Origin of the sequence: Streptomyces sp. NPDC053560 (assembly GCF_044544605.1) — a bacterium.
Lineage (GTDB): Bacteria > Actinomycetota > Actinomycetes > Streptomycetales > Streptomycetaceae > Streptomyces.
Genome location: NZ_JBITXI010000012.1, coordinates 143,800 through 162,710 on the forward strand (window position 1 = coordinate 143,800; position 18,911 = coordinate 162,710).

An 18,911-nucleotide genomic window follows, 5' to 3' on the forward strand; every position below is an offset into this window, starting at 1 on the left:
GTCGCACCTCGCGCTTGCCATCACGTGTACTTCCCGTGATCAGCCCCCCGGGAAACCCGGAGTTTCCCGGCCTTCCGCGGGCCAAAGCGATCACGGAGAGTAGATGGCCCGGAATTCGCGTCTGTGATCGATCACACACGTCCGGGCCGACGAACGGACCGGTCGAATTCCGCGCAAAGCGAACTCGGGGCGAAGGATGACCGGACACCCCGGGCCGCGTCAAGCCGGACCCGCGGGTGCGGTGGCCGGAACTCCTACACCGGGAGCACCACGCGCATGTCCATGCCTCCGCCCTCACGCGGTACGGCCGTGATCGTGCCGTCGTGCGCCCGGACCACGGACCGCACGATGGACAGGCCGAGGCCCACGCCCTTGTCGCTGCCGGTGCGCTCCGTACGCAGCCGCCGGAACGGCTCGAACAGGTTCTCCACCTCATAGGCGGGGACCACCGGGCCCGTATTGGAGACCACCAGCACCGCCCAGCCGGGCTGCGCTTCCGTGGTCACCTCCACGAAGCCGTCCTCGGGCACGTTGTACCGCACGGCGTTCTGTACGAGGTTCAGCGCGATGCGCTCCAGGAGGACGCCGTTGCCCTGCACGAAGACCTGCTTGCGTACGCCGCGCAGCTCGACGCCCTTGGCCTGCGCCTCGCCCCGGGACTGCTCGATGGCCTGCGAGGCCACCTCGGAGAGATCGACCGGTTTCCGGTCCACGATCTTGTTCTCGCTGCGCGCGAGCAGCAGCAGCCCCTCGACGAGCTGTTCGCTGCGCTCGTTGGTGGCCAGCAGGGTCTTGCCCAGCTGGGCCAGCTCGGGCGAGGCGTCCGGGTCGGCGAGCTGCACTTCGAGGAGTGTGCGGTTGATGGCCAGCGGCGTACGCAGTTCGTGCGAGGCGTTCGCCACGAAGCGCTGCTGCGACTCGAACGCCCGGTCCAGCCGGTCCAGCATCTCGTCGAACGTGTCGGCGAGCTCCTTCAGCTCGTCGTCCGGGCCGCCCAGCTCGATCCGGCGGTGCAGGTCGGAGCCGGCCACCCGCTGGGCGGTCCGCGTGATGCGGCCCAGCGGGGACAGGACGCGGCCCGCCATCGCGTACCCGAAGGCGAACGCGACGATGGTCAGGCCGACCAGCGCCATCAGGGAGCGGTTCAGCAGGTTGTTCAGGGCCACCGCGCGCTGCTGGGAGATGCAGGTGTTGATGGCCGAGTTCAGCTGGTCGACGTTGTTGGTGGCGGCGCCGGGGCAGCGGTCGGTGACGATCCGGAAGTCCGACCCGATGATCTTGAACGGCAGCTGGTTGCCGTCCTGGAGGGCGTTGGCGGCCAGCATGTAGATGATGGCCAGCAGCACGATGCCCGCCATCAGGAACATGCCGCCGTACAGCAGCGTGAGCCGTATCCGGATGGTCGGTCGCAGCCACGGGAAGGGGCGGACCGGCGGCTTGGGGTCCCAGGTGGGCTTGGGCGGTGCGGGCGGCGACTGGGGCGCCGCGGGTGTCGTTGCCATGCTGCTGCTCAGATCCGGTAGCCGGAGCCCGGTACGGTCACGATCACCGCGGGCTCGCCGAGCTTGCGGCGCAGCGTCATGACGGTCACCCGGACCACGTTCGTGAACGGGTCGGTGTTCTCGTCCCAGGCCTTCTCCAGGAGCTGCTCGGCCGAGACGACCGTGCCCTCGCTGCGCATCAGGACCTCCAGCACCGCGAACTCCTTGGGCGCGAGCTGGACCTCCTTGCCGTCGCGGAAGACCTCGCGGCGGTTCGGGTCGAGCTTGATGCCCGCCCGCTCCAGGACGGGCGGCAGCGCCACGGTCGTACGGCGGCCCAGGGCCCGTACGCGGGCGGTCAGCTCGGTGAAGGCGAACGGCTTGGGGAGGTAGTCGTCGGCGCCGATCTCCAGGCCCTCCACGCGGTCGCTGACGTCGCCGGAGGCGGTCAGCATCAGGACACGGGTGGGCATGCCCAGCTCGACGATCTTGCGGCAGACGTCGTCGCCGTGGACCAGCGGGAGGTCGCGGTCCAGCACGACGACGTCGTAGTCGTTGACCGCGATGCGCTCCAGCGCGGCCGCGCCGTCGTACACCACGTCGACCGCCATGGCCTCCCGGCGCAGTCCGGTGGCCACCGCATCGGCGAGCAGCTGCTCGTCCTCGACGACGAGTACACGCACGTCGCTAGTCCTTCCTCACGGCCCCGCCGAACAGGGGGGCGCACACAATTTTCGAGCACATCCATCCTGCCCCGAAGAGCCGTAAACCGGCTGTAAGAGGAGGTGCGGACGCTCGGCGCGGGACCGCGGCTACCCGATTGGCAGCGATTCACCGACTTCTTGAGGTTTCCGTGAGGTTCGGCTTGGGGAGGACGATTGCACACTCGCGATCACGCCTTGCATGACGCCGTACCGGGACCGGACGGCAGTCCGCGGGGACCACGCCGTGATCTCCCTCAGCCACACCCCCGTGGACGAGGGGCCCACACCCGTCGGCACACCCCCGTGCCACCGACCCACGACGAGGGGGCGCACCATGGACGCGTTCACCGCAGGCATTCTGCAGCGCATAAAGAGCACCGAAGCCGACCTGGACCGGGCCCGCGAAACCGGCGACGACTTCCTCGCCGACGTCGAGCAGGCCGAGCTGGAGGACCTGCAGCGGCTGGCCTCCGAGCACGGTGTGGAGGTCGGCGCGCCCAGCGTCTGATCCCCGCCCGCCCCGTACGAAGGGCGCCCCGGCACCGAGGGGACGGTGCCGGGGCGCTTCGTCGTGTCCGGGCGCCTGCACGGGCCGTACGGCGGCGTACGCGCGTCCGTACGCCGCGCCCAGGCCCCGCGTCAGTCGTGCCAGGCTCCCAGGTCCTCCAGCAGGGGCTGGAGCGCCTCGAAGACGGCCGGGGAGGCGGCGACGGCGAGGCCCGGGGAGACCGGGTCGCCGGCGCGGCCGCCGGTCAGCGCGCCGGCCTCACGGGCGATCAGCTCGCCGGCCGCGTAGTCCCAAGGGTTCAGACCGCGCTCGTAGTAGGCGTCCAGCCGGCCGCAGGCCACGTCGCAGAGGTCGATCGCGGCCGAGCCGCCGCGCCGGATGTCGCGCACCTGCGGGAGCAGGGAGCCCAGGACGGCGGCCTGCGCGGCGCGCCGCTCGGCCACATACCCGAAGCCGGTGCCGACCAGCGCCTGGGAGAGTGGCGGCGCGGGCCGCACCCGGACCGGCGCGCCGTTCAGGAAGGCGCCGCCGCCGAGCACGGCGTGGCTGGTCTCGCCGCGCATCGGCGCCGCGACCACTCCGACGAGCGTCTCGCCGTCCTTCTCGGCGGCGATGGAAACCGCCCAAGAGGGCAGGCCGTAGAGGTAGTTGACGGTGCCGTCGACGGGGTCGATGACCCAGCGGATCCCGCTGGTCCCCTCGGAGCTGGCGCCCTCCTCCCCCAGGAAGCCGTCCTCGGGGCGGCGCTCGGAGAGGAAGCCGGTGATCAGCTTCTCGGAGGCGATGTCCATCTCGGTGACGACGTCGATGGGGCTGGTCTTCGTGGCCGCCACCCCGAGATCGGCGGGGCGGCCGTCGCGCAGCAGCTCACCGGCCCGGCGGGCGGCCTCCAAGGCCAGCACGAGGAGTTCTTCCTTCAGTTCACCGCTGTACGGCGAGGCGTCCTTCAGGGGATCGGACACGGTGCTCCTTGTTCGTACGGAAGGTCCCGCGGGCGGCGCTCACGGCCGGCCCGCGGGCCGCCGCGGCGCGTACGCCCGCGGGCCGGGCAGCCGGGCCGCACGCCGTCGGGCGGCCCGGGGCGTGCGATCAGGCCCCCGCCGGCACGCCGCTCCAGTCGGCGCCCGCGGCGGCGGGCCGGGGGCTGCGGGCCGGGCAGCAGCCGACCGGGCAGAGGTCGTGGCTCGGGGCCAGGGCGCCGAGCGCGCAGCGCTCCGGGGAGCGGCCGCGCTCCGCCGCCGCACGCTCCAGGACCAGGTCGCGGACGGCCGCTGCGAACCGCGGGTCGGCGCCCACGGTGGCTGAGCGGGCGACCGGCAGACCCAGCTCGGCGGCCTTGGCCGTGGCCTCCGTATCGAGGTCGTACTTGACCTCCATATGGTCCGAGACGAAGCCGATGGGGGCCATCACGACGGCCGGGACACCCTGCGTGTGCAGCGTCTCCAGGTGGTCGCAGATGTCGGGCTCCAGCCAGGGGATGTGCGGGGCGCCGCTGCGCGACTGGTAGACGAGCTGCCAGGGGTGGGCGATGCCGGTCTCCTCGCGCACCGCCTCGGCGATCACCTGTGCCACGTCCAGGTGCTGGGCGACGTACGCGCCGCCCTCGCCGCCCTCGGTGTGCTCCTCCGGCCGCCCCGAGGTGTCGGCGGCGGCGGTGGGGATGGAGTGCGTGGTGAACGCGAGGTGGGCGCCCGCGCGGACCTCCTCGGGCAGCTCGGCGAGGGAGGCGAGCACCCCGTCGACCATGGGGCGGACGAAGCCGGGGTGGTTGAAGTAGTGCCGCAGCTTGTCGACCCGCGGCACCTCAAGGCCCTCGGCCTCCAGGGCGGCGAGCGCGTCGGCCAGGTTCTCCCGGTACTGCCGGCAGCCGGAGTACGAGGCGTACGCGCTCGTGGCCAGCACGGCGATGCGGCGGCGGCCGTCGCGGACCATGTCGCGCAGGGTGTCGGTGAGGTACGGCGCCCAGTTGCGGTTGCCCCAGTAGACCGGCAGGTCCAGGCCGTGCTCGGCGAAGTCCTTGCGCAGGGCGTCCAGCAGGTCGCGGTTCTGCGCGTTGATCGGGCTCACACCGTCGAACAGGAAGTAGTGCTGGCCCACCTCCTTTAGCCGCTCACGCGGGATGCCGCGGCCGCGCGTCACGTTCTCCAGGAACGGGACCACGTCGTCGGGCCCTTCGGGCCCCCCGAAGGAGAGGAGGAGCAGGGCGTCATAGGGAGCAGGCACTGACTGTTCGGGCATGTTTCGATCCTCCCACCCGCCACTGACAGCCGGAAAACCGGAGGCGCCTTCCGTGCGTCACCCGTAAGCTGTATGGCTGCTGTACGTTCCTTACTGCCACCCTGTACCGACCTCCCGCGGTCCCCGCGGATCCTCACCTGGCGGAGCGCCCCCTTGCCCAGTCCCTACCGCGCCCTGTTCGCCCGCCCCGGCACGAAGTCCTTCTCCGCCGCCGGGTTCCTGGGGCGCATGCCGCTCTCCATGACCGGCATCGGCATCGTCACGATGGTCTCCCAGCTCACGGACCGGTACGGACTGGCGGGCGCGCTCTCGGCGACGGTCGCCCTGGCGGCCGCGGTACTGGGCCCGCAGATCTCCCGCCTGGTGGACCGGCACGGCCAGCGCCGTGTCCTGCGCCCCGCCACGCTCGTCTCCCTGGCCGCGCTCGCCGCCCTGCTCGTGGCCGCTCAGCAGCGCTGGCCCGACTGGACTCTGTTCGTCTTCGCGGCCTGCGCGGGCTGCGTTCCGAGTGTCGGCGCGATGGTCCGCTCCCGATGGGCCGAGGTCCACCGCGCCTCCCCCGAGATGCTGCACACCGCGTACTCCTGGGAGTCGATCGTCGACGAGTTCTGCTTCATCGTCGGGCCGATCCTCGCCATCGGGCTGTCCACGTCGTGGTTCCCCGAAGCCGGGCCGCTGCTGGCCGGCGTCTTCCTGGCGGCGGGCGTCTTCTGGCTGACCGCGCAGCGCGCCACCGAACCCGTACCGCACCCCCGCGAGCACCACACCAAGGGCTCCGCGCTGCGCTCCAGGGGTCTCCAGGTCCTCGTCGTCACCTTCGCGGCCACCGGCGCGATCTTCGGGGCGATCGACGTGGTGACGGTGGCCTTCGCGGAGACCCAGGGCCACAAGGGCGCGGCCAGCCTCGTCCTCGCGATCTACGCGTTCGGCTCCTGCTCGGCAGGCGCGGTCTTCGGGATGCTGCGCCCGGCCGGCCCCGCAGCGCGCCGCTGGGTCCTGGGCGTCCTCGCCATGGCCGTGAGTATGATCCCGCTCCAACTGGTCGGGAACCTGCCGTTCCTGGCCGTGGCGCTCTTCGTCGCGGGCCTGACCATCGCTCCCACGATGGTGACCACCATGGCCCTGGTCGAGCAGCATGTACCGCGCGCACAACTGACCGAGGGCATGACCTGGACGAGCACCGGGCTCGCGGTCGGGGTGGCGCTCGGCTCGTCGGCCGCCGGCTGGGTGGTGGACGCGGCCGGGGCCCGTGCGGGGTACGCCGTGCCGGCCGTGGCGGGAGCGCTCGCGGCCGCGGTCGCGTTCCTCGGATACCGCCGGCTGCGGCCGGCGCCTACGCGGGCGGGGGCACCCCTGCCCCCGGTGACGGGAGGGCTGGGCGCACATGACAGTGGTTCGAGCGACTCGGGAGAACGTGTGGCGTAACTGGGCGGGGAACGTCCAGGCCCACCCCGTACGGAGCATGGCACCGGCCTCCACCGAGGAGCTGGCGGCGGCGGTACGGCAAGCGGCCGCCGACGGGCTCACCGTGAAGGCGGCCGGCACCGGCCACTCCTTCACGCCCGCCGCGGTCACCGACGGCCTCCTCATACGCCCCGAGCGGCTGACCGGCATACGGAAGGTGGACCGCGCCGCCGGTACGGTCACCGTGGCCGCCGGCACGCCCCTGAAGGACCTCAACGCGGCGCTCTCCGGGCAGGGCCTGTCGCTGGCCAACATGGGCGACATCATGGAGCAGACGGTCTCCGGGGCCACCAGCACCGGCACCCACGGCACCGGCCGGGACTCCGCCTCCCTCTCCGCGCAGATCGTGGGCCTGGAGCTGGTCACCGCCGACGGCTCCGTACTCCGCTGCTCCGCGCAGGAGAACCCGGACGTCTTCGCGGCGGCCCGGCTCGGCCTCGGCGCGCTCGGCGTCCTCACGGAGCTGACCTTCGCGGTCGAGCCGGAGTTCCTGCTCACCGCCCGGGAAGAGCCCATGCCGTTCGACCGCGTGACCGAGGACTTCGACGCCCTCGTCACGGAGAACGAGCACTTCGAGTTCTACTGGTTCCCGCACACCGGGAACTGCAACACCAAGCGCAACAACCGCAGCCAGGGCCCCGCGGCACCGAACGGCACCGTCAGCGGCTGGGTCGACGACGAGCTGCTCTCCAACGGCGTCTTCCAGGTCGCCTGCGCGGTCGGCAAGGCGCTGCCCGCCACCATCCCCGGCATCGCCAAGCTCTCCAGCCGCGCGCTCTCCGCCCGTACGTACACCGACATCCCGTACAAGGTGTTCACCAGCCCCCGCCGGGTGCGCTTCGTGGAGATGGAGTACGCCGTCCCCCGGGAGGCGGCGGTCGCCGCGCTACGGGAACTGCGCGCGCTGGTGGAGCGATCCGGGTTCCGGATCAGCTTCCCCGTGGAGGTGCGCACCGCGCCCGCCGACGACATCCCGCTGTCCACGGCCTCCGGGCGGGACACCGCCTACATCGCGATGCACATGTACCGGGGCACGCCGTACGAGGCCTACTTCACGGCCGCCGAGCGCATCATGACGGCGCACGGCGGCCGGCCGCACTGGGGCAAGCTGCACACCCGGGACGCGGCCTACCTGGCGGCGGCGTATCCGCGCTTCGGGGAGTTCACCGCGCTCCGGGACCGGCTGGACCCGGAGCGGGTGTTCGCCAACCCGTATCTGCGGCGGGTGCTCGGCGACTGAGGCGCGGCGCCGGCCCCGGGGCGTGACCCGCGGGGCTGGCGCCCGGCCTCAGGAGGAGCCGGGGGCCGGCGTCCGCTGCGCGTCCTGGGCGCCGCCGGAGCCGTCGTCCGTGCCCTGATCGCCGGTCGCGCCGTCGTCCGTGCCGTCGGTCGGCGTCGGCGCCGGATCCGAGGAGGGCTCGCCCCCGTCGCTCGGCGACGGGCTGGGCGAGGTGGAAGCGCCGTCCGGCCCGCTCCCCGTCCCGCTGCCCTTGTACGTGCCCGAACCCGAGGGGGACGAGGAGCCGCCGTCCGAGGTCTCCGGCTGCGGCGTCGGCGACCCGGTGGCGCCGCCGCCCTTCTCCGTGTCCCCGGTCGACGTGCTCGGCGAGGGCGCCGGCGTCGACGGGGCGCTGCCGCCGCCACCGCCGGACCGCAGGAGATTCGTGACGGACGTGCCGCGGCCGCCCGACGCGTCGTGCCCGGTGGCCAGCTCGAAGGCGGTGACCCCGGCCATCGCCAGCAGGAAGACCGCCAGCCCGACGAGCCAGGTACGGCGCCGGCCCCGCCATCGGGTGCCGTACAGGGTCCGGCCCACCTCCTCGTCGGGGGCCTCCGACACGGAGGCACCGGCGGGCGGCGTCACAGAAGCACCGCCGGGCGGCTCCGCGACCGTACGCAGCGCCATCGTGCGCGCGTCATGCCGCGGCACGGGGCGGGTCTCGTCCTCGTGCCGGGACACGGGGCGGGTCTCGTCCTCCGCGCCTTCGGGGGCGGTGGGACGGAGCGCACGGGTGGCCACCTCCGACAGCACGGGCAGCGCCCGTGTCGCGTCCGCCGCTCCAGGAGCAGCGGCGGCCCCCGTACCGGGCTCGCGCTCGGCGGCCCGGTCCATGGCTGCCGCGACAGAGGTCACCTCGTCCTCGGCGCCGTCGCGGCCGAACGTGGGCAGGACCATCGTCACGCCCGGATCGGGAGCCGATGCGGCCGCCGAGGCCTCGCGCGCGGGCGTACCGGGAGCGGCCGCCCGGCCACCGAGCTGCTGTCGGCGGCGCGGCTTGGGCCGCGTACTGACCGTCGCCTCCTTGACCTGCTCGCCCGTGCGGCGGAAGAGGTGCTGGAAGATCGACCCGCCCGTGGTGGCGACCACGCTCACCACGCCCGCACCGATGACCGTTCCGTAGACGCCGAGCCGACCGGCAAGGTAGGCGGCGACCGCCGCGGCGAGCGCACCGCCCGCCACCTGGGGGATGCTCAGGTCGAGACGTTTCTCCTTCCCGGTCTTCTTTGTGTGGCTATCGGTTCTGTCGTCCATTCCACGCCCTTGATCGACGCTTCGATCGGTCTTGCACACAGAAGGGACATTTGGGCGAACTGGATAGTTCCGTTTCTGGCGATTCTGTGAAGCAGGCCACATTTTCGGCGTACGTCGCCGGGCGACCCGGATGTAGAGAGGTCGACAAGGCGACCGGACTCCGCTGTCCAGCGAAAACTTGGCGGCGCGGCTACCCACCGCGGTGGTCCGAATGGAGTACTGTTGCGAATCCTGGCCCCGGTTTCCCGTCCGGCTGCCCGGACCCAGGGGAGGGGCCTCCAAGGCGGCACCCGCCCCGGGGCGCCGTCATTCGGCACGGGGGCTGGTACACAGGGCAACCGGTACGGTCACCGGAGGTCGCAAACTGGTTACCGTGTCATAACGGCGTTTCAGGGACACTGCCTGACGCGCCGGGCAACTCGGCAATGTTGTGGCAGGCTGCACCCGGGCAGGCCACACTCGACTAGCGGAAGCAGCGACGCACGTGACGTCGGCAGGCACCACCCGGGAGGTCCCCATGCCCGAACTGCGTGTCGTGGCCGTATCGAACGACGGCACACGGCTGGTGCTCAAGGCTGCGGACAGCACCGAGTACACGCTGCCGATCGACGAGCGGCTGCGTGCCGCGGTGCGCAACGACCGTGCACGCCTGGGCCAGATCGAGATCGAGGTGGAGAGCCACCTCCGGCCACGCGACATCCAGGCACGTATACGGGCCGGCGCGTCCGCCGAGGAGGTCGCCCAGCTCGCCGGTATCCCCGTCGACCGGGTGCGGCGCTTCGAGGGCCCCGTACTGGCAGAGCGCGCGTTCATGGCCGAGCGCGCCCGGAAGACACCCGTGCGCCGCCCCGGCGAGAACACCGGTCCGCAGCTGGGCGAGGCGGTCGCCGAGCGGCTGCTGCTGCGCGGCGCCGACAAGGACAGCGTGCAGTGGGACTCCTGGCGCCGGGACGACGGCACCTGGGAGGTGCTGCTGGTCTACCGCGTCGCGACCGAGCCGCACTCCGCGAGCTGGACGTACGACCCGCCCCGGCGGCTCGTACAGGCCGTGGACGACGAGGCGCGGTCGCTGATCGGCGAGACCGACGACACCCCGGAGCCGAGCTTCCCGTTCGTCCCGCGGATCGCCCGGCTGCCCCGGGACCGGCCGCTGGACCGCTCCCTGGACCAGCAGCAGCCGGCCGAGCGGCTCGCGCCGCAGGCCGCCGAGGACGAGGACGTGCCCGCGGCCTCGGCCGAGGAGTTCGACGAGCGGGACCCACGGGACTCGCTCACCAGCCTCCTGGAGGCGGTGCCGAGCTTCCGCGGCGACCTGGTCGTCCCCGAGCCGAAGACGCCGCCGGACGACGAGCCGCAGACGGAGGCCGAGGTCGAGGAGCCGCCGGCCCCCGCCGCGAGCGCGGGCGCGGGTTCCGCGTACGCGGACGTGCTGATGCCCCGTTCGGTCGCGGGGCACCGGGACCGGCTGAAGGGCACCACCGACCGCCAGGCCGAAGCGGACGGCGTCCGCCCCGGCCGCCGCGCCGCCGTGCCCAGCTGGGACGAGATCGTCTTCGGCACGCGACGCGGCAAGAAGCCGGACGCCTGACCGCCCGGCGGTCGGGCGCGGGCGGCCGGGCCCGGGTAACGGCCTGGCGGCTTCGGCCCTAGATACGGAAGATGCGGAGCAACTTCGGCCTCCAGGTGCGGAAACGGTCCTGCAGCTTGTTCTGCACGGGCACCCCGGGGGGGCATGCAGGTGCCTGCCCCTGGGGGTTCTGCATGGGTGCCCCCAGCCGCTGGAGGGCTGGCCCCGCCGCGGGGGGATAGTCCGCGGTCCGCGGCCGGCCACGCGCTGCCGCCCGGGTACGTACGCCCCGGTAGCGGCAGCGGTGGGGTGAGGGTCGCCCCGGTACGTCCGCCTCGTACGCCCGGTCCCGGTCAGCCCGCTTCGGCCCCCGTGGCCACCGGGCGGGACGGGTCGGACGACCACTCGCTCCAGGAGCCGACGTACAGGGCCGCCGGTACGCCCGCCACGGCCAGCGCCAGGATCTCGTGGGCGGCGGAGACCCCCGAGCCGCAGTAGACGCCGACCTCGGCGTCCGGGACGGCCCCGAGAGCGGCGAAGCGCTCGGCCAGCTCGGCGGCCGGCCGGAGCGTCCCGTCGGCGGTGGCGTTCTCGTTCGTCGGCGCGGAGCGCGCCCCGGGGATGTGGCCGGCGACCGGGTCGATCGGCTCCACCTCGCCGCGGTAACGCTCCCCCGCCCGCGCGTCCAGGAGCACCCCACGACGGGCCAGAGCCGCCGCCTCGTCGGCGTCCAGCACCGGCAGGCCACCGGGGGCCACCGTGAAGTCGCCGGGCTCCACAGCGGGTTCCTCGGCGGTCAGCTCACCGCCCGCCGCCCGCCACGCCGCGAGGCCGCCGTCCAGGACGCGTACGGACTCGTGCCCCGCCCAGCGCAGCAGCCACCAGGCCCGGGCCGCCGCCCAGCCCTGGGCGCCGTCGTACACGACCACCTCGCTGTCCTTGGAGATCCCGGCCGCGCGCATGGCGGCGGTGAAGACCTCGGGGGCCGGGAGGGGGTGCCGGCCGGCGGCGCCCGCGGGCCCGGCCAGTTCGGTGTCCAGAGCGACGTAGACGGCACCGGGAATGTGGCCCGCCTCGTACTCGGGGCGCCCGGGCGGGCCGCCGAGCTGCCAGCGGACATCGAGGAGCACCGGAGGCGTACCGCCCGCAAGCTCGCTCGCCAGTTCGGAAGCGGAGATGATGGCATTCATGGCCCCATCCTCGCGCAGTGACGGCCGGGCCACGCCGATCATGGGCAAGTCTGTCCGGCGCGGAGGGCGGCCCATGAAGAGGGCGGTGCCCGGCTGCACGAAGAGGGCGGGGGCCGCGTACCAGGAGGTCCGCAGGCACGGCTGGACAGGAGACCGGCAGCAGGCCGGCAGGAGGGCCGTCACACCGGGCGGTGACATCGGCAGAAACGAACCTGCTTCATCACATCGGGCGCTCTCCGGCACAGCCGTGCACCCGGTTCTCACGATTCGGACGACGGGCGGCGCGGCCGACCCGCCCAACGCACCCGAGGGTGCGAGCATCTGCACGGCACAGCCCCTGACCCGTACGGTCCCCCGATGGCCCGAGGAGCGAGCGACGATGACGACCGAGGCAGCGAGTCCGCGGGTGCCCGGCACTCCGTGCTGGGTGAGTCTCATGGTGCACGGCCTGTCCACGACGCAGGACTTCTACGGTGCGCTGTTCGGCTGGGATTTCCGGCCCGGGCCGCAGCAACTCGGCCCCTACGTACGAGCGCTGCTCGCCGGCCGTGAGGTGGCGGGCATCGGCGTACTGCCACCGGAGCGGCGGCTGGCCATCGCCTGGACGCCCTATCTCGCGAGCGACGACGCGGACGCCGCCACGGAGCGCATCCGCGCCTGCGGCGGCACGGTCGGGGTCGGGCCGCTGGACGCCGACCGGGCGGGGCGGATGGCGCTGGCCTCGGACCCGCAGGGCGCGGTCTTCGGGGTCTGGCAGGGCCACACGATGAAGGGCACGGCGGTGGTCGGCGAGCCCGGCACCCTGGTGTGGAACGAACTCGTGACCCGAGAGGTCGCCGAGGCGGGCACCTTCTACGAGCATGTCTTCGGCTTCGAGACGGAGGCGGGGCCCGGCCCCGACCGCGTGACGCTGTGCCTCAAGGGGCGCCCGATGGCGAGCATCCGGGGCGTGGGCGACGCGCTCCCTCGTGAGCAGGGGCCGCACTGGACCACGTACTTCGCGGTCTCCGACACGGACGCGGCGGCCCGCCGCGTCGTGGAGCTGGGCGGACGGGTGACCGGCGAGTCACGGGACTCGGCGCACGGGCGGCTCGCGGTGGTAACCGACCCGGAGGGCGCGGAGTTCCGGGTGATCCAGCGCTGAGTCCGGGGGATCCAGCGCTGAGTTCCACAGGATTCAGCGCTGAGCGGATCGTCTACCGGGCCTCCCCCGAGACCCCTGACTCGCCCTCCTGGTCACCCCCGACCGGCCCTCTGCCTCGGCTCACGCCGCCGGCTCGCTCCCCGCGTCGACCGGAAGGACGTCCGGGGAGAGCGCGGCCGCGTGCGCGGAGGCGGCGGTCTGACGGCGCCTGTGGTGGCGCCGGCAGAGGACCTCGTACCCGACCTCGGTCCCGGCCGCGTGCACGTCCCCCACGACCACCTGGTCGCCCTCGACGACCATCTGCCCGCCCACCGTACGGGCGTTGTGCGTCGCGCGGGCGCCGCACCAGCACAGTGCCTCGACCTGGAGCACCTCTATGCGGTCGGCCAGTTCGACCAGCCGCTGGGAGCCGGGGAAGAGCTTGCTGCGGAAGTCGGTGGTGATCCCGAAGGCGAAGACGTCCAGCTCCAGGTCGTCCACCACGCGGGCCAGCTGCTCGATCTGGGCGGGGGTCAGGAACTGCGCCTCGTCGGCGATGACGTAGTCGACACGGGCCCCGGAGCTGATCCGGCCGACGACGTAGGCGTAGAAATCCAGGTCGTCAGCCACCTCGATGGCGTCGACGGCGAGGCCCAGCCGCGAGGAGAGCCGGCCGGCACCCGCCCGGTCGTCCCGGGTGCAGATCATGCCCTGCAGGCCGCGGGCCGAGCGGTTGTGCTCGATCTGCAGCGCGAGCGTCGACTTCCCGCAGTCCATCGTGCCGCTGAAGAACACCAGTTCAGCCATGGGGGATGTGGTCGCCTTTCGGGCGCGTCGGGCCGTACCGACGGCAATCGGGTCGTACGAAGAGGGGAGTGGAGTTACTGGGAGGGAGTTACGGGGAGGGGGTCACGAGGGCGGGGTTACGGGGGGGCTCAGGGCGGACGGATCATGCGGCGGGCGCCGAGCCGCGAGGGAGCCCTGGCACTTGCCGCACCGATGCGCGCCGCCGGATCGATTCGCCCCCGCTTCCCCCATAGGGGGAGCAGGAGATCCCCTGCTCAAAACAGTAACGGGTGCCACTGACAACGCCCTCGGCGCCGTTGTTCAGGTGCGGACTTCCAGGAGGGGGACGAGTTGTTCGACCGGGGTCATGGAGCCGTGCATGCCGACCATGGCCGATTCCCGCGGTTCGGTCTCGCTTGCGATGATCACCATGTCGGCGTGCGCGGCGGCCACCACATCACCGATTCTGCCCCGTACCCGGTCGTCGACGCGCGGTCCGAACCATCCGGCGGCGATCGCCTCCTCGCGCCCGGCCACCCACATCCGGTCGCCGACCACCTCGCGCCAGACGGCGAGCACGTCGTCGGCCGCCCCCGGATGCGCGTACAGGTGGCGGCAGCGGCCCTCGCCGCCCAGGAGGCGGACGCCCGCCTTCAGCTCCCAGTCCTCGTCGAAGTCGACGCGCGACTCCGGGTCGAACGGGATGTCGATCATGCCGTGGTCGGCCGTGACATACAGGGCCGAGCGCGGCGGCAGCTGTTCGGCGAGGCGCTCCGCGAGGCGGTCGACGTACATCAGCTGGCCGCGCCAGGCGTCGGAGTCGACGCCGTAGCGGTGCCCCTTGCCGTCGACCTCGGAGTAGTACGTGTAGACCAGCGACCGGTCGCCGGCGGCGAGCTGCTCGGCGGCCAGGTCCATCCGGTCCTCGCCGGAGAGCCTGCCGTGGAACGTGCCGCCGCTGAGCGCGATCTGGGTGAGCGGCGTGCGCGCGAAGTCGGGCGCGGAGACCTGGCAGGTGTGGATGCCCGCGGCATCCGCCTGCTGGAAGACCGTGGGGTAAGGCTGCCAGGCGTGCGGGTCGGTCCACGGGTACCAGCGCAGCTGGTTCATCAGCTCGCCCGTGCCGGGGTCCTGGACGGTGTACCCGGCGAGGCCGTGCGCGCCCGGCGGCAGGCCCGTGCCGACCGAGGCGAGCGAGGTGGCCGTGGTGGACGGGAAACCTGCCGTCATGGGGCGCCCGGTGCCGTTCATGGACGTGCCGAGCAGCGAGGTGAGGAAGGGCGCCTCGTCCGGGTGGGCGCGCAGCACGTCCCAGCCCAGGCCGTCGATCAGGAAGACGCAGGCGCGGTCCGCGGGGGCCAGTTCCAGGCCCGTCGGCTGCGCGTGCGCCAGGCCCTGGCCGGCGGTGATGGCGGGCAGCAGGTCGGCGAGCGAGCCGGTGCCGTAGCGGGGTACCGGCGCGGTGTCGAGGTCCAGCGGTTCGGGCCAGGCGGACGCCGGGTCCACGGCGTAACCCGCCATCAGCGGGCGGCCGAGGCGGCGGTGGCTTCGGAGAGCGCCTGGGCGAAGGCGAGCGTCTGCCGGACGGTGTCCGGGCCGTCGCCGGCCTCGCTGACGCGCAGCGAGAGGTCGTCGGCGGTGGAGGACCCGGTGTAGCCGTGGTCGGCCTCGCAGTTCGGGTCGCCGCAGCTGGCGGGCTCCAGGTCGAGCCGGGAGACGGCGCCCCAGCCGATGGTCAGCACGACCTCACGGGGCAGCTGGCCGGGGGTGTAGGCCTCAGGGTTGGCGACGACGCGGCTGAGCACGACGGACGAGATGCGGCCGAGCTTCACGGACTCCGTGGAGGTGGTGGCGTACGGGGTCGGCGACGTGGCGTCGGCGGCCTGCTCGTCGGTGTGGCTGACGATGAAGCGGGTGTCCGTGAGGACCAGGACGGTGACGTGGCGGCGGACCTCATTGGCGTCGAAGGTCGTCTCCTGGTGGACCACGTACGACACCACGGGCTCGCCGCCGATCGCGGCCTGCACCGCCTCGGCCACGAGTGCCGGGTAATAGCCGCTGCGCTCGATCGCCGCGCGCAGCCCCTGGGTCGTCGTACCGGTCTTAGCCATGGGGTCCATCCTACGGGGCGCCGGGGGCGGTACGGCCCGCAGGCGACGGAGGCCGGGGGTCAGTACACGGGGAGGCGGCGGGGGCCGAGGTCGGTGGTGGCGGGTGGGCGGGCGAGGCGCACCGAGGCGCCGAGGACGGAGAGTCCGTGGGGGGCGACGACGACCGGTTCGAGGTCGATGCCGACGACCTCGGGGTGGTCGTCGACGAGCCGGGAGAGGCGCAGCAGCAGTTCTTCCAGGGCCGCGCTGTCCACGGGCTGCGAGCCGCGCCATCCGAACAGCAGCGGCGCGCTCCTGATGGAGCGGATCTGTTCGGCGACGTCGCGGTCGGTGGCGGGGATGAGGCGGTGCGCAGTGTCGCCGAGGAGCTGGGAGGGGGCGCCGGCGAGCCCGAAGGAGAGGACGGCGCCGGCCGCGGGGTCGATGGAGGCCCGGATGAGGGTGTCGACGCCGCGGGGCACCATCGCCTGCACTACGGGGCGCAGCTCTTCGGGCTTCCCGAGGAAGTCGGTCAGCTCCTGGTAGGCGCGGCGGAGTGCGCGTTCTCCGGGGAGGTCGAGGCGGACGCCTCCGAGGTCGGCGCGGTGCCGCAGGTGCGGGGCCGTGGTCTTCAGGGCGACCGGGTAGCCCAGAGCCTCGGCGGCGCGTACGGCGGCGTCCGCGTCGGGTGCGGGGAGTGCGGCGCGGACGCGGATGCCGTAGCGGCCCAGGAGGGCGGCGGCCTCGTCGGCGGGCAGCGCCACGGAGCGGTGCGGTTCGGCGTCGGTGGTGAGCTCGTCGAGCAGCCGCTCGATGTCGGCACCGGCCGCGGCTTCCTGGATGTCGTCGTACTCGGGGACTCTGCCCGGTGCCGCGGCCTCGCGGCGCCAGGCCGCGTACCGGACGGCCTCGGCGAGGGCGCGTACGGCCCGTTCGGCGGCGGGGTAGGCGGGGATGCGGGGCAGGCCGCCGGGGCGCGCCTGGGGAGCCCCGGGGGTGTTCTCGGCGGCTTCCGGCGGGGCGGCGTCATGGTCGGCTTCCGGCGTGGCAGCGCCACGGGCGGCTTCGGCTTCCGGCCCATGCGGACCCTCTCCTTCGCCGGCCGCCGTCCCCCCGTCCGTCGTGCACGAGTCCGCCGTGCACGACAGCGCCCCGGCGAGCTCCTCCATGGCGAGGTGGACGACGGTGACGGGCTTGGCGGGCCCTTCGGCCGCGGCCTCGCGCAGGGCGGTGGCGAGGGCCGCGATCTCCTCGGGGTCCGCGCTGCTGCCCTCGGCGACCCACGGGATCGCGGTGATCAGGACGGCGTCGATGCGGTCGCCGGCGAGGGCGTCGGCCAGCGCGGCCCGGAACTGGGCGGTCGTGGCGGCGAAGGGCAGCACATGGGGGTGCTGCGGGCGCAGGCCCTCGGTGAGGCAGGCGTCGTACGCGAGGAGGGCGAGCGCTTCGGAGTTGCCGAGGATCGCGACACGGGGGCCGGCGGGGAGCGGCTGGGAGGCGAGCAGCAGACCCGCGTCGATCAGTTCGGTGACGGTGCCGACGCGGATGACGCCGGCCTGGCGCATCAGGGCGGAGACGGTGGAGTCGGGGACCCGGGTGGCGGGGACGGTGTGGCCGAGGGGGACGGTGCCGCTGTGCCGGGCGCCCTTGACGACCACGACGGGCTTGGCGGCGGCGGTGCGGCGGGCGAGCCGGGTGAACTTGCGGGGGTTGCCGATCGACTCCAGGTAGAGCAGCGCGACATCGGTGGCGGGGTCCTCGTACCAGTACTGGAGGAGGTCGTTGCCGGAGACGTCGGCGCGGTTGCCGGCCGACACGAAGGTGGAGACCCCGGCGATGGCGCCGTCCCCGGAGCCGCGTTCGTGGAGGGCGCTGAGCAGTCCGATGCCGATCGCGCCGGACTGGGTGAAGAGGCCGACGCGGCCGGCGCCGGGCAGCCGGGGCGAGAGGGAGGCGTTGAGGCGGACGCCGGCCGCGGTGTTGATCAGACCGAAGGCGTTCGGGCCGACCAGCCGCATCCCGTAGGAGCGGGCCTGGCGCAGCAGTGCGCGCTGCTTCTCGCGTCCTTCGGGGCCGGCCTCGGCATATCCGGAGGTGAGGATGACGAGCCCCTGTACGCCGTGTTCGCCGCAGTCCTGTACGACGTCGGGGACGTGTGCGGCGGGTACGGCCACGACGGCGAGGTCGACGGGACCGGGGATGTCGCGGAGCGAGCGGTAGGCCGGTACGCCCTCCGGGTCCAGCGTGCTGCCGCCTTCGGGGAAGGCGTGGTTGACGGCGTACGTGTGGCCGGTGAAGCCGGAGTCGAGGATGTTCCGGAGGGCGGAGCGGCCGACGCCTCCGGGGGCGCGGCCGGTGCCGATGACGGCGACGGAGCCGGGGGCGAGCAGCCGCTGTACGGAGCGGGCCTCGGCGCGGTGCTCGCGGCCGCGCATGACGGCCACGGACTGCTCGGTGGGTTCGAGGTCGAATTCGAGGCGGACGACGCCGTCTTCGAAGGTGCGCTTCTGGGTGTACCCGGCGTCCGTGAACACCTTGATCATCTTGGTGTTGGCCGGCAGCACCTCGGCGGCGAAGCGTCGGATGCCGCGTTCGCGGGCGACCGCTGCGATGTGTTCCATCAGCGCGGAGGCCACGCCGCGGCCCTGGTGGGCGTCCTGGACGAGGAAGGCGACCTCGGCCTGGTCGGCGTCGGGGCCGGTGGCGGGGCGGCCGTCGGCGTTGATGCGGTCGTACCGGACCGTGGCGATCATCTCGCCGCCCACGAAGGCGGCGAGTCCGACCCGGTCCACGTAGTCGTGGTGGGTGAAGCGGTGCACGTCGCGGTCGGAGAGCCGGGGGTAGGGCGCGAAGAAGCGGTAGTACTTCGACTCGTCGGAGACCTGCTCGTAGAAGGAGGTCAGGCGTTCCGCGTCGTCCGGGGTGATGGGGCGGATCCGGGCGGTGCCGCCGTCACGCAGCACCACGTCGGCTTCCCAGTGGGCGGGGTAGGCGGCGGCATCCGACGGCGTCTCCATGCGGACAGCGTACGACCGGTGGCGTATCCGGGGCCGGTCGAAGTGCCCCGGAGGCTGCACGGAGACGACCGTACGTACCCGGCGGCGGGACGGTGCGTACGACCGGGTCTCAGCATGCGTACAGCCGGGGCGTGACGCAGGCTTGGCCTTCTAGGATCCGAGCGCTCGCCCGGGCTGGGCACACCGGACCACCGGTGCCCGCGTGAGACA

15 protein-coding genes are annotated in these 18,911 nt (G+C 73.3%); 5 read left to right on the forward strand and 10 right to left on the reverse strand.

Annotated features, from left to right (window positions below):
• Window positions 1-254 precede the first annotated feature (254 nt).
• Window positions 255-1,502, reverse strand: a complete 1,248-nt coding sequence (locus tag ACIGQF_RS27745; protein ID WP_399715446.1) for a sensor histidine kinase — start codon at window positions 1,500-1,502, stop codon at window positions 255-257.
• 8 nt (window positions 1,503-1,510) lie between these two features.
• On the reverse strand, window positions 1,511-2,164 hold the full coding sequence (locus ACIGQF_RS27750) for a response regulator transcription factor (RefSeq protein WP_030062975.1): 654 nt from the start codon (window positions 2,162-2,164) through the stop codon (window positions 1,511-1,513).
• 355 nt (window positions 2,165-2,519) lie between these two features.
• Between ACIGQF_RS27750 and ACIGQF_RS27755 the strand changes: the two genes are divergently transcribed.
• Window positions 2,520-2,693, forward strand: coding sequence for a hypothetical protein (locus ACIGQF_RS27755; protein ID WP_361562937.1), 174 nt, complete (start codon window positions 2,520-2,522; stop codon window positions 2,691-2,693).
• Window positions 2,694-2,824: 131 nt separating this feature from the next.
• Here ACIGQF_RS27755 and ACIGQF_RS27760 read toward each other — a convergent pair whose 3' ends face one another.
• Window positions 2,825-3,655: an inositol monophosphatase family protein gene (locus ACIGQF_RS27760; RefSeq protein WP_399715450.1), complete on the reverse strand. Its 831-nt coding sequence runs from the start codon at window positions 3,653-3,655 to the stop codon at window positions 2,825-2,827.
• 127 nt (window positions 3,656-3,782) lie between these two features.
• Window positions 3,783-4,931 carry a ferrochelatase gene (locus tag ACIGQF_RS27765; protein WP_399715452.1) on the reverse strand — a complete coding sequence of 383 codons (1,149 nt, stop codon included), beginning with the start codon at window positions 4,929-4,931 and terminating at the stop codon, window positions 3,783-3,785.
• A 153-nt stretch (window positions 4,932-5,084) separates the two neighbouring features.
• Here ACIGQF_RS27765 and ACIGQF_RS27770 point away from each other — a divergent pair, with 153 nt between their 5' ends.
• Both ACIGQF_RS27770 and ACIGQF_RS27775 read left to right on the forward strand, forming a co-directional pair.
• Window positions 5,085-6,356: an MFS transporter gene (locus tag ACIGQF_RS27770; RefSeq protein WP_399715454.1), complete on the forward strand. Its 1,272-nt coding sequence runs from the start codon at window positions 5,085-5,087 to the stop codon at window positions 6,354-6,356.
• Window positions 6,316-7,635, forward strand: a complete 1,320-nt coding sequence (locus ACIGQF_RS27775) for a D-arabinono-1,4-lactone oxidase (RefSeq protein ID WP_399715456.1) — start codon at window positions 6,316-6,318, stop codon at window positions 7,633-7,635. Before ACIGQF_RS27770 ends, ACIGQF_RS27775 begins: the two co-directional genes overlap by 41 nt.
• Before the next feature lie 48 nt (window positions 7,636-7,683).
• On the opposite strand, the gene ACIGQF_RS27780 is transcribed toward ACIGQF_RS27775, so the two are convergent.
• Window positions 7,684-8,928, reverse strand: coding sequence for a hypothetical protein (locus ACIGQF_RS27780; RefSeq protein WP_399715458.1), 1,245 nt, complete (start codon window positions 8,926-8,928; stop codon window positions 7,684-7,686).
• Window positions 8,929-9,412: 484 nt separating this feature from the next.
• On the opposite strand from ACIGQF_RS27780, the gene sepH reads away from it, so the two are divergent.
• Window positions 9,413-10,516 (forward strand): septation protein SepH, encoded by a 1,104-nt coding sequence (gene sepH / locus ACIGQF_RS27785; RefSeq protein WP_399715461.1) that lies wholly within the window; start codon window positions 9,413-9,415, stop codon window positions 10,514-10,516.
• Window positions 10,517-10,848: 332 nt separating this feature from the next.
• Here the strand turns inward: sepH and ACIGQF_RS27790 are convergent, their stop codons facing one another.
• Window positions 10,849-11,685 carry a sulfurtransferase gene (locus ACIGQF_RS27790; protein WP_399715463.1) on the reverse strand — a complete coding sequence of 279 codons (837 nt, stop codon included), beginning with the start codon at window positions 11,683-11,685 and terminating at the stop codon, window positions 10,849-10,851.
• 379 nt (window positions 11,686-12,064) lie between these two features.
• Between ACIGQF_RS27790 and ACIGQF_RS27795 the strand changes: the two genes are divergently transcribed.
• Window positions 12,065-12,829 (forward strand): VOC family protein, encoded by a 765-nt coding sequence (locus tag ACIGQF_RS27795; protein WP_399715466.1) that lies wholly within the window; start codon window positions 12,065-12,067, stop codon window positions 12,827-12,829.
• A 120-nt stretch (window positions 12,830-12,949) separates the two neighbouring features.
• Here the strand turns inward: ACIGQF_RS27795 and ACIGQF_RS27800 are convergent, their stop codons facing one another.
• The 4 genes from ACIGQF_RS27800 to ACIGQF_RS27815 form a co-directional block, all read right to left on the reverse strand.
• Window positions 12,950-13,615: a thymidine kinase gene (locus ACIGQF_RS27800; RefSeq protein ID WP_399715469.1), complete on the reverse strand. Its 666-nt coding sequence runs from the start codon at window positions 13,613-13,615 to the stop codon at window positions 12,950-12,952.
• A 300-nt stretch (window positions 13,616-13,915) separates the two neighbouring features.
• Window positions 13,916-15,115 carry an alkaline phosphatase family protein gene (locus tag ACIGQF_RS27805; protein ID WP_399715471.1) on the reverse strand — a complete coding sequence of 400 codons (1,200 nt, stop codon included), beginning with the start codon at window positions 15,113-15,115 and terminating at the stop codon, window positions 13,916-13,918.
• A complete protein-coding gene (locus ACIGQF_RS27810; protein ID WP_361562956.1) occupies window positions 15,115-15,705 on the reverse strand; it encodes a DUF5998 family protein in 591 nt (196 codons plus the stop codon). Before ACIGQF_RS27810 ends, ACIGQF_RS27805 begins: the two co-directional genes overlap by 1 nt.
• 59 nt (window positions 15,706-15,764) lie before the next feature.
• A complete protein-coding gene (locus ACIGQF_RS27815; protein WP_399715474.1) occupies window positions 15,765-18,701 on the reverse strand; it encodes a GNAT family N-acetyltransferase in 2,937 nt (978 codons plus the stop codon).
• Window positions 18,702-18,911 lie beyond the last annotated feature (210 nt).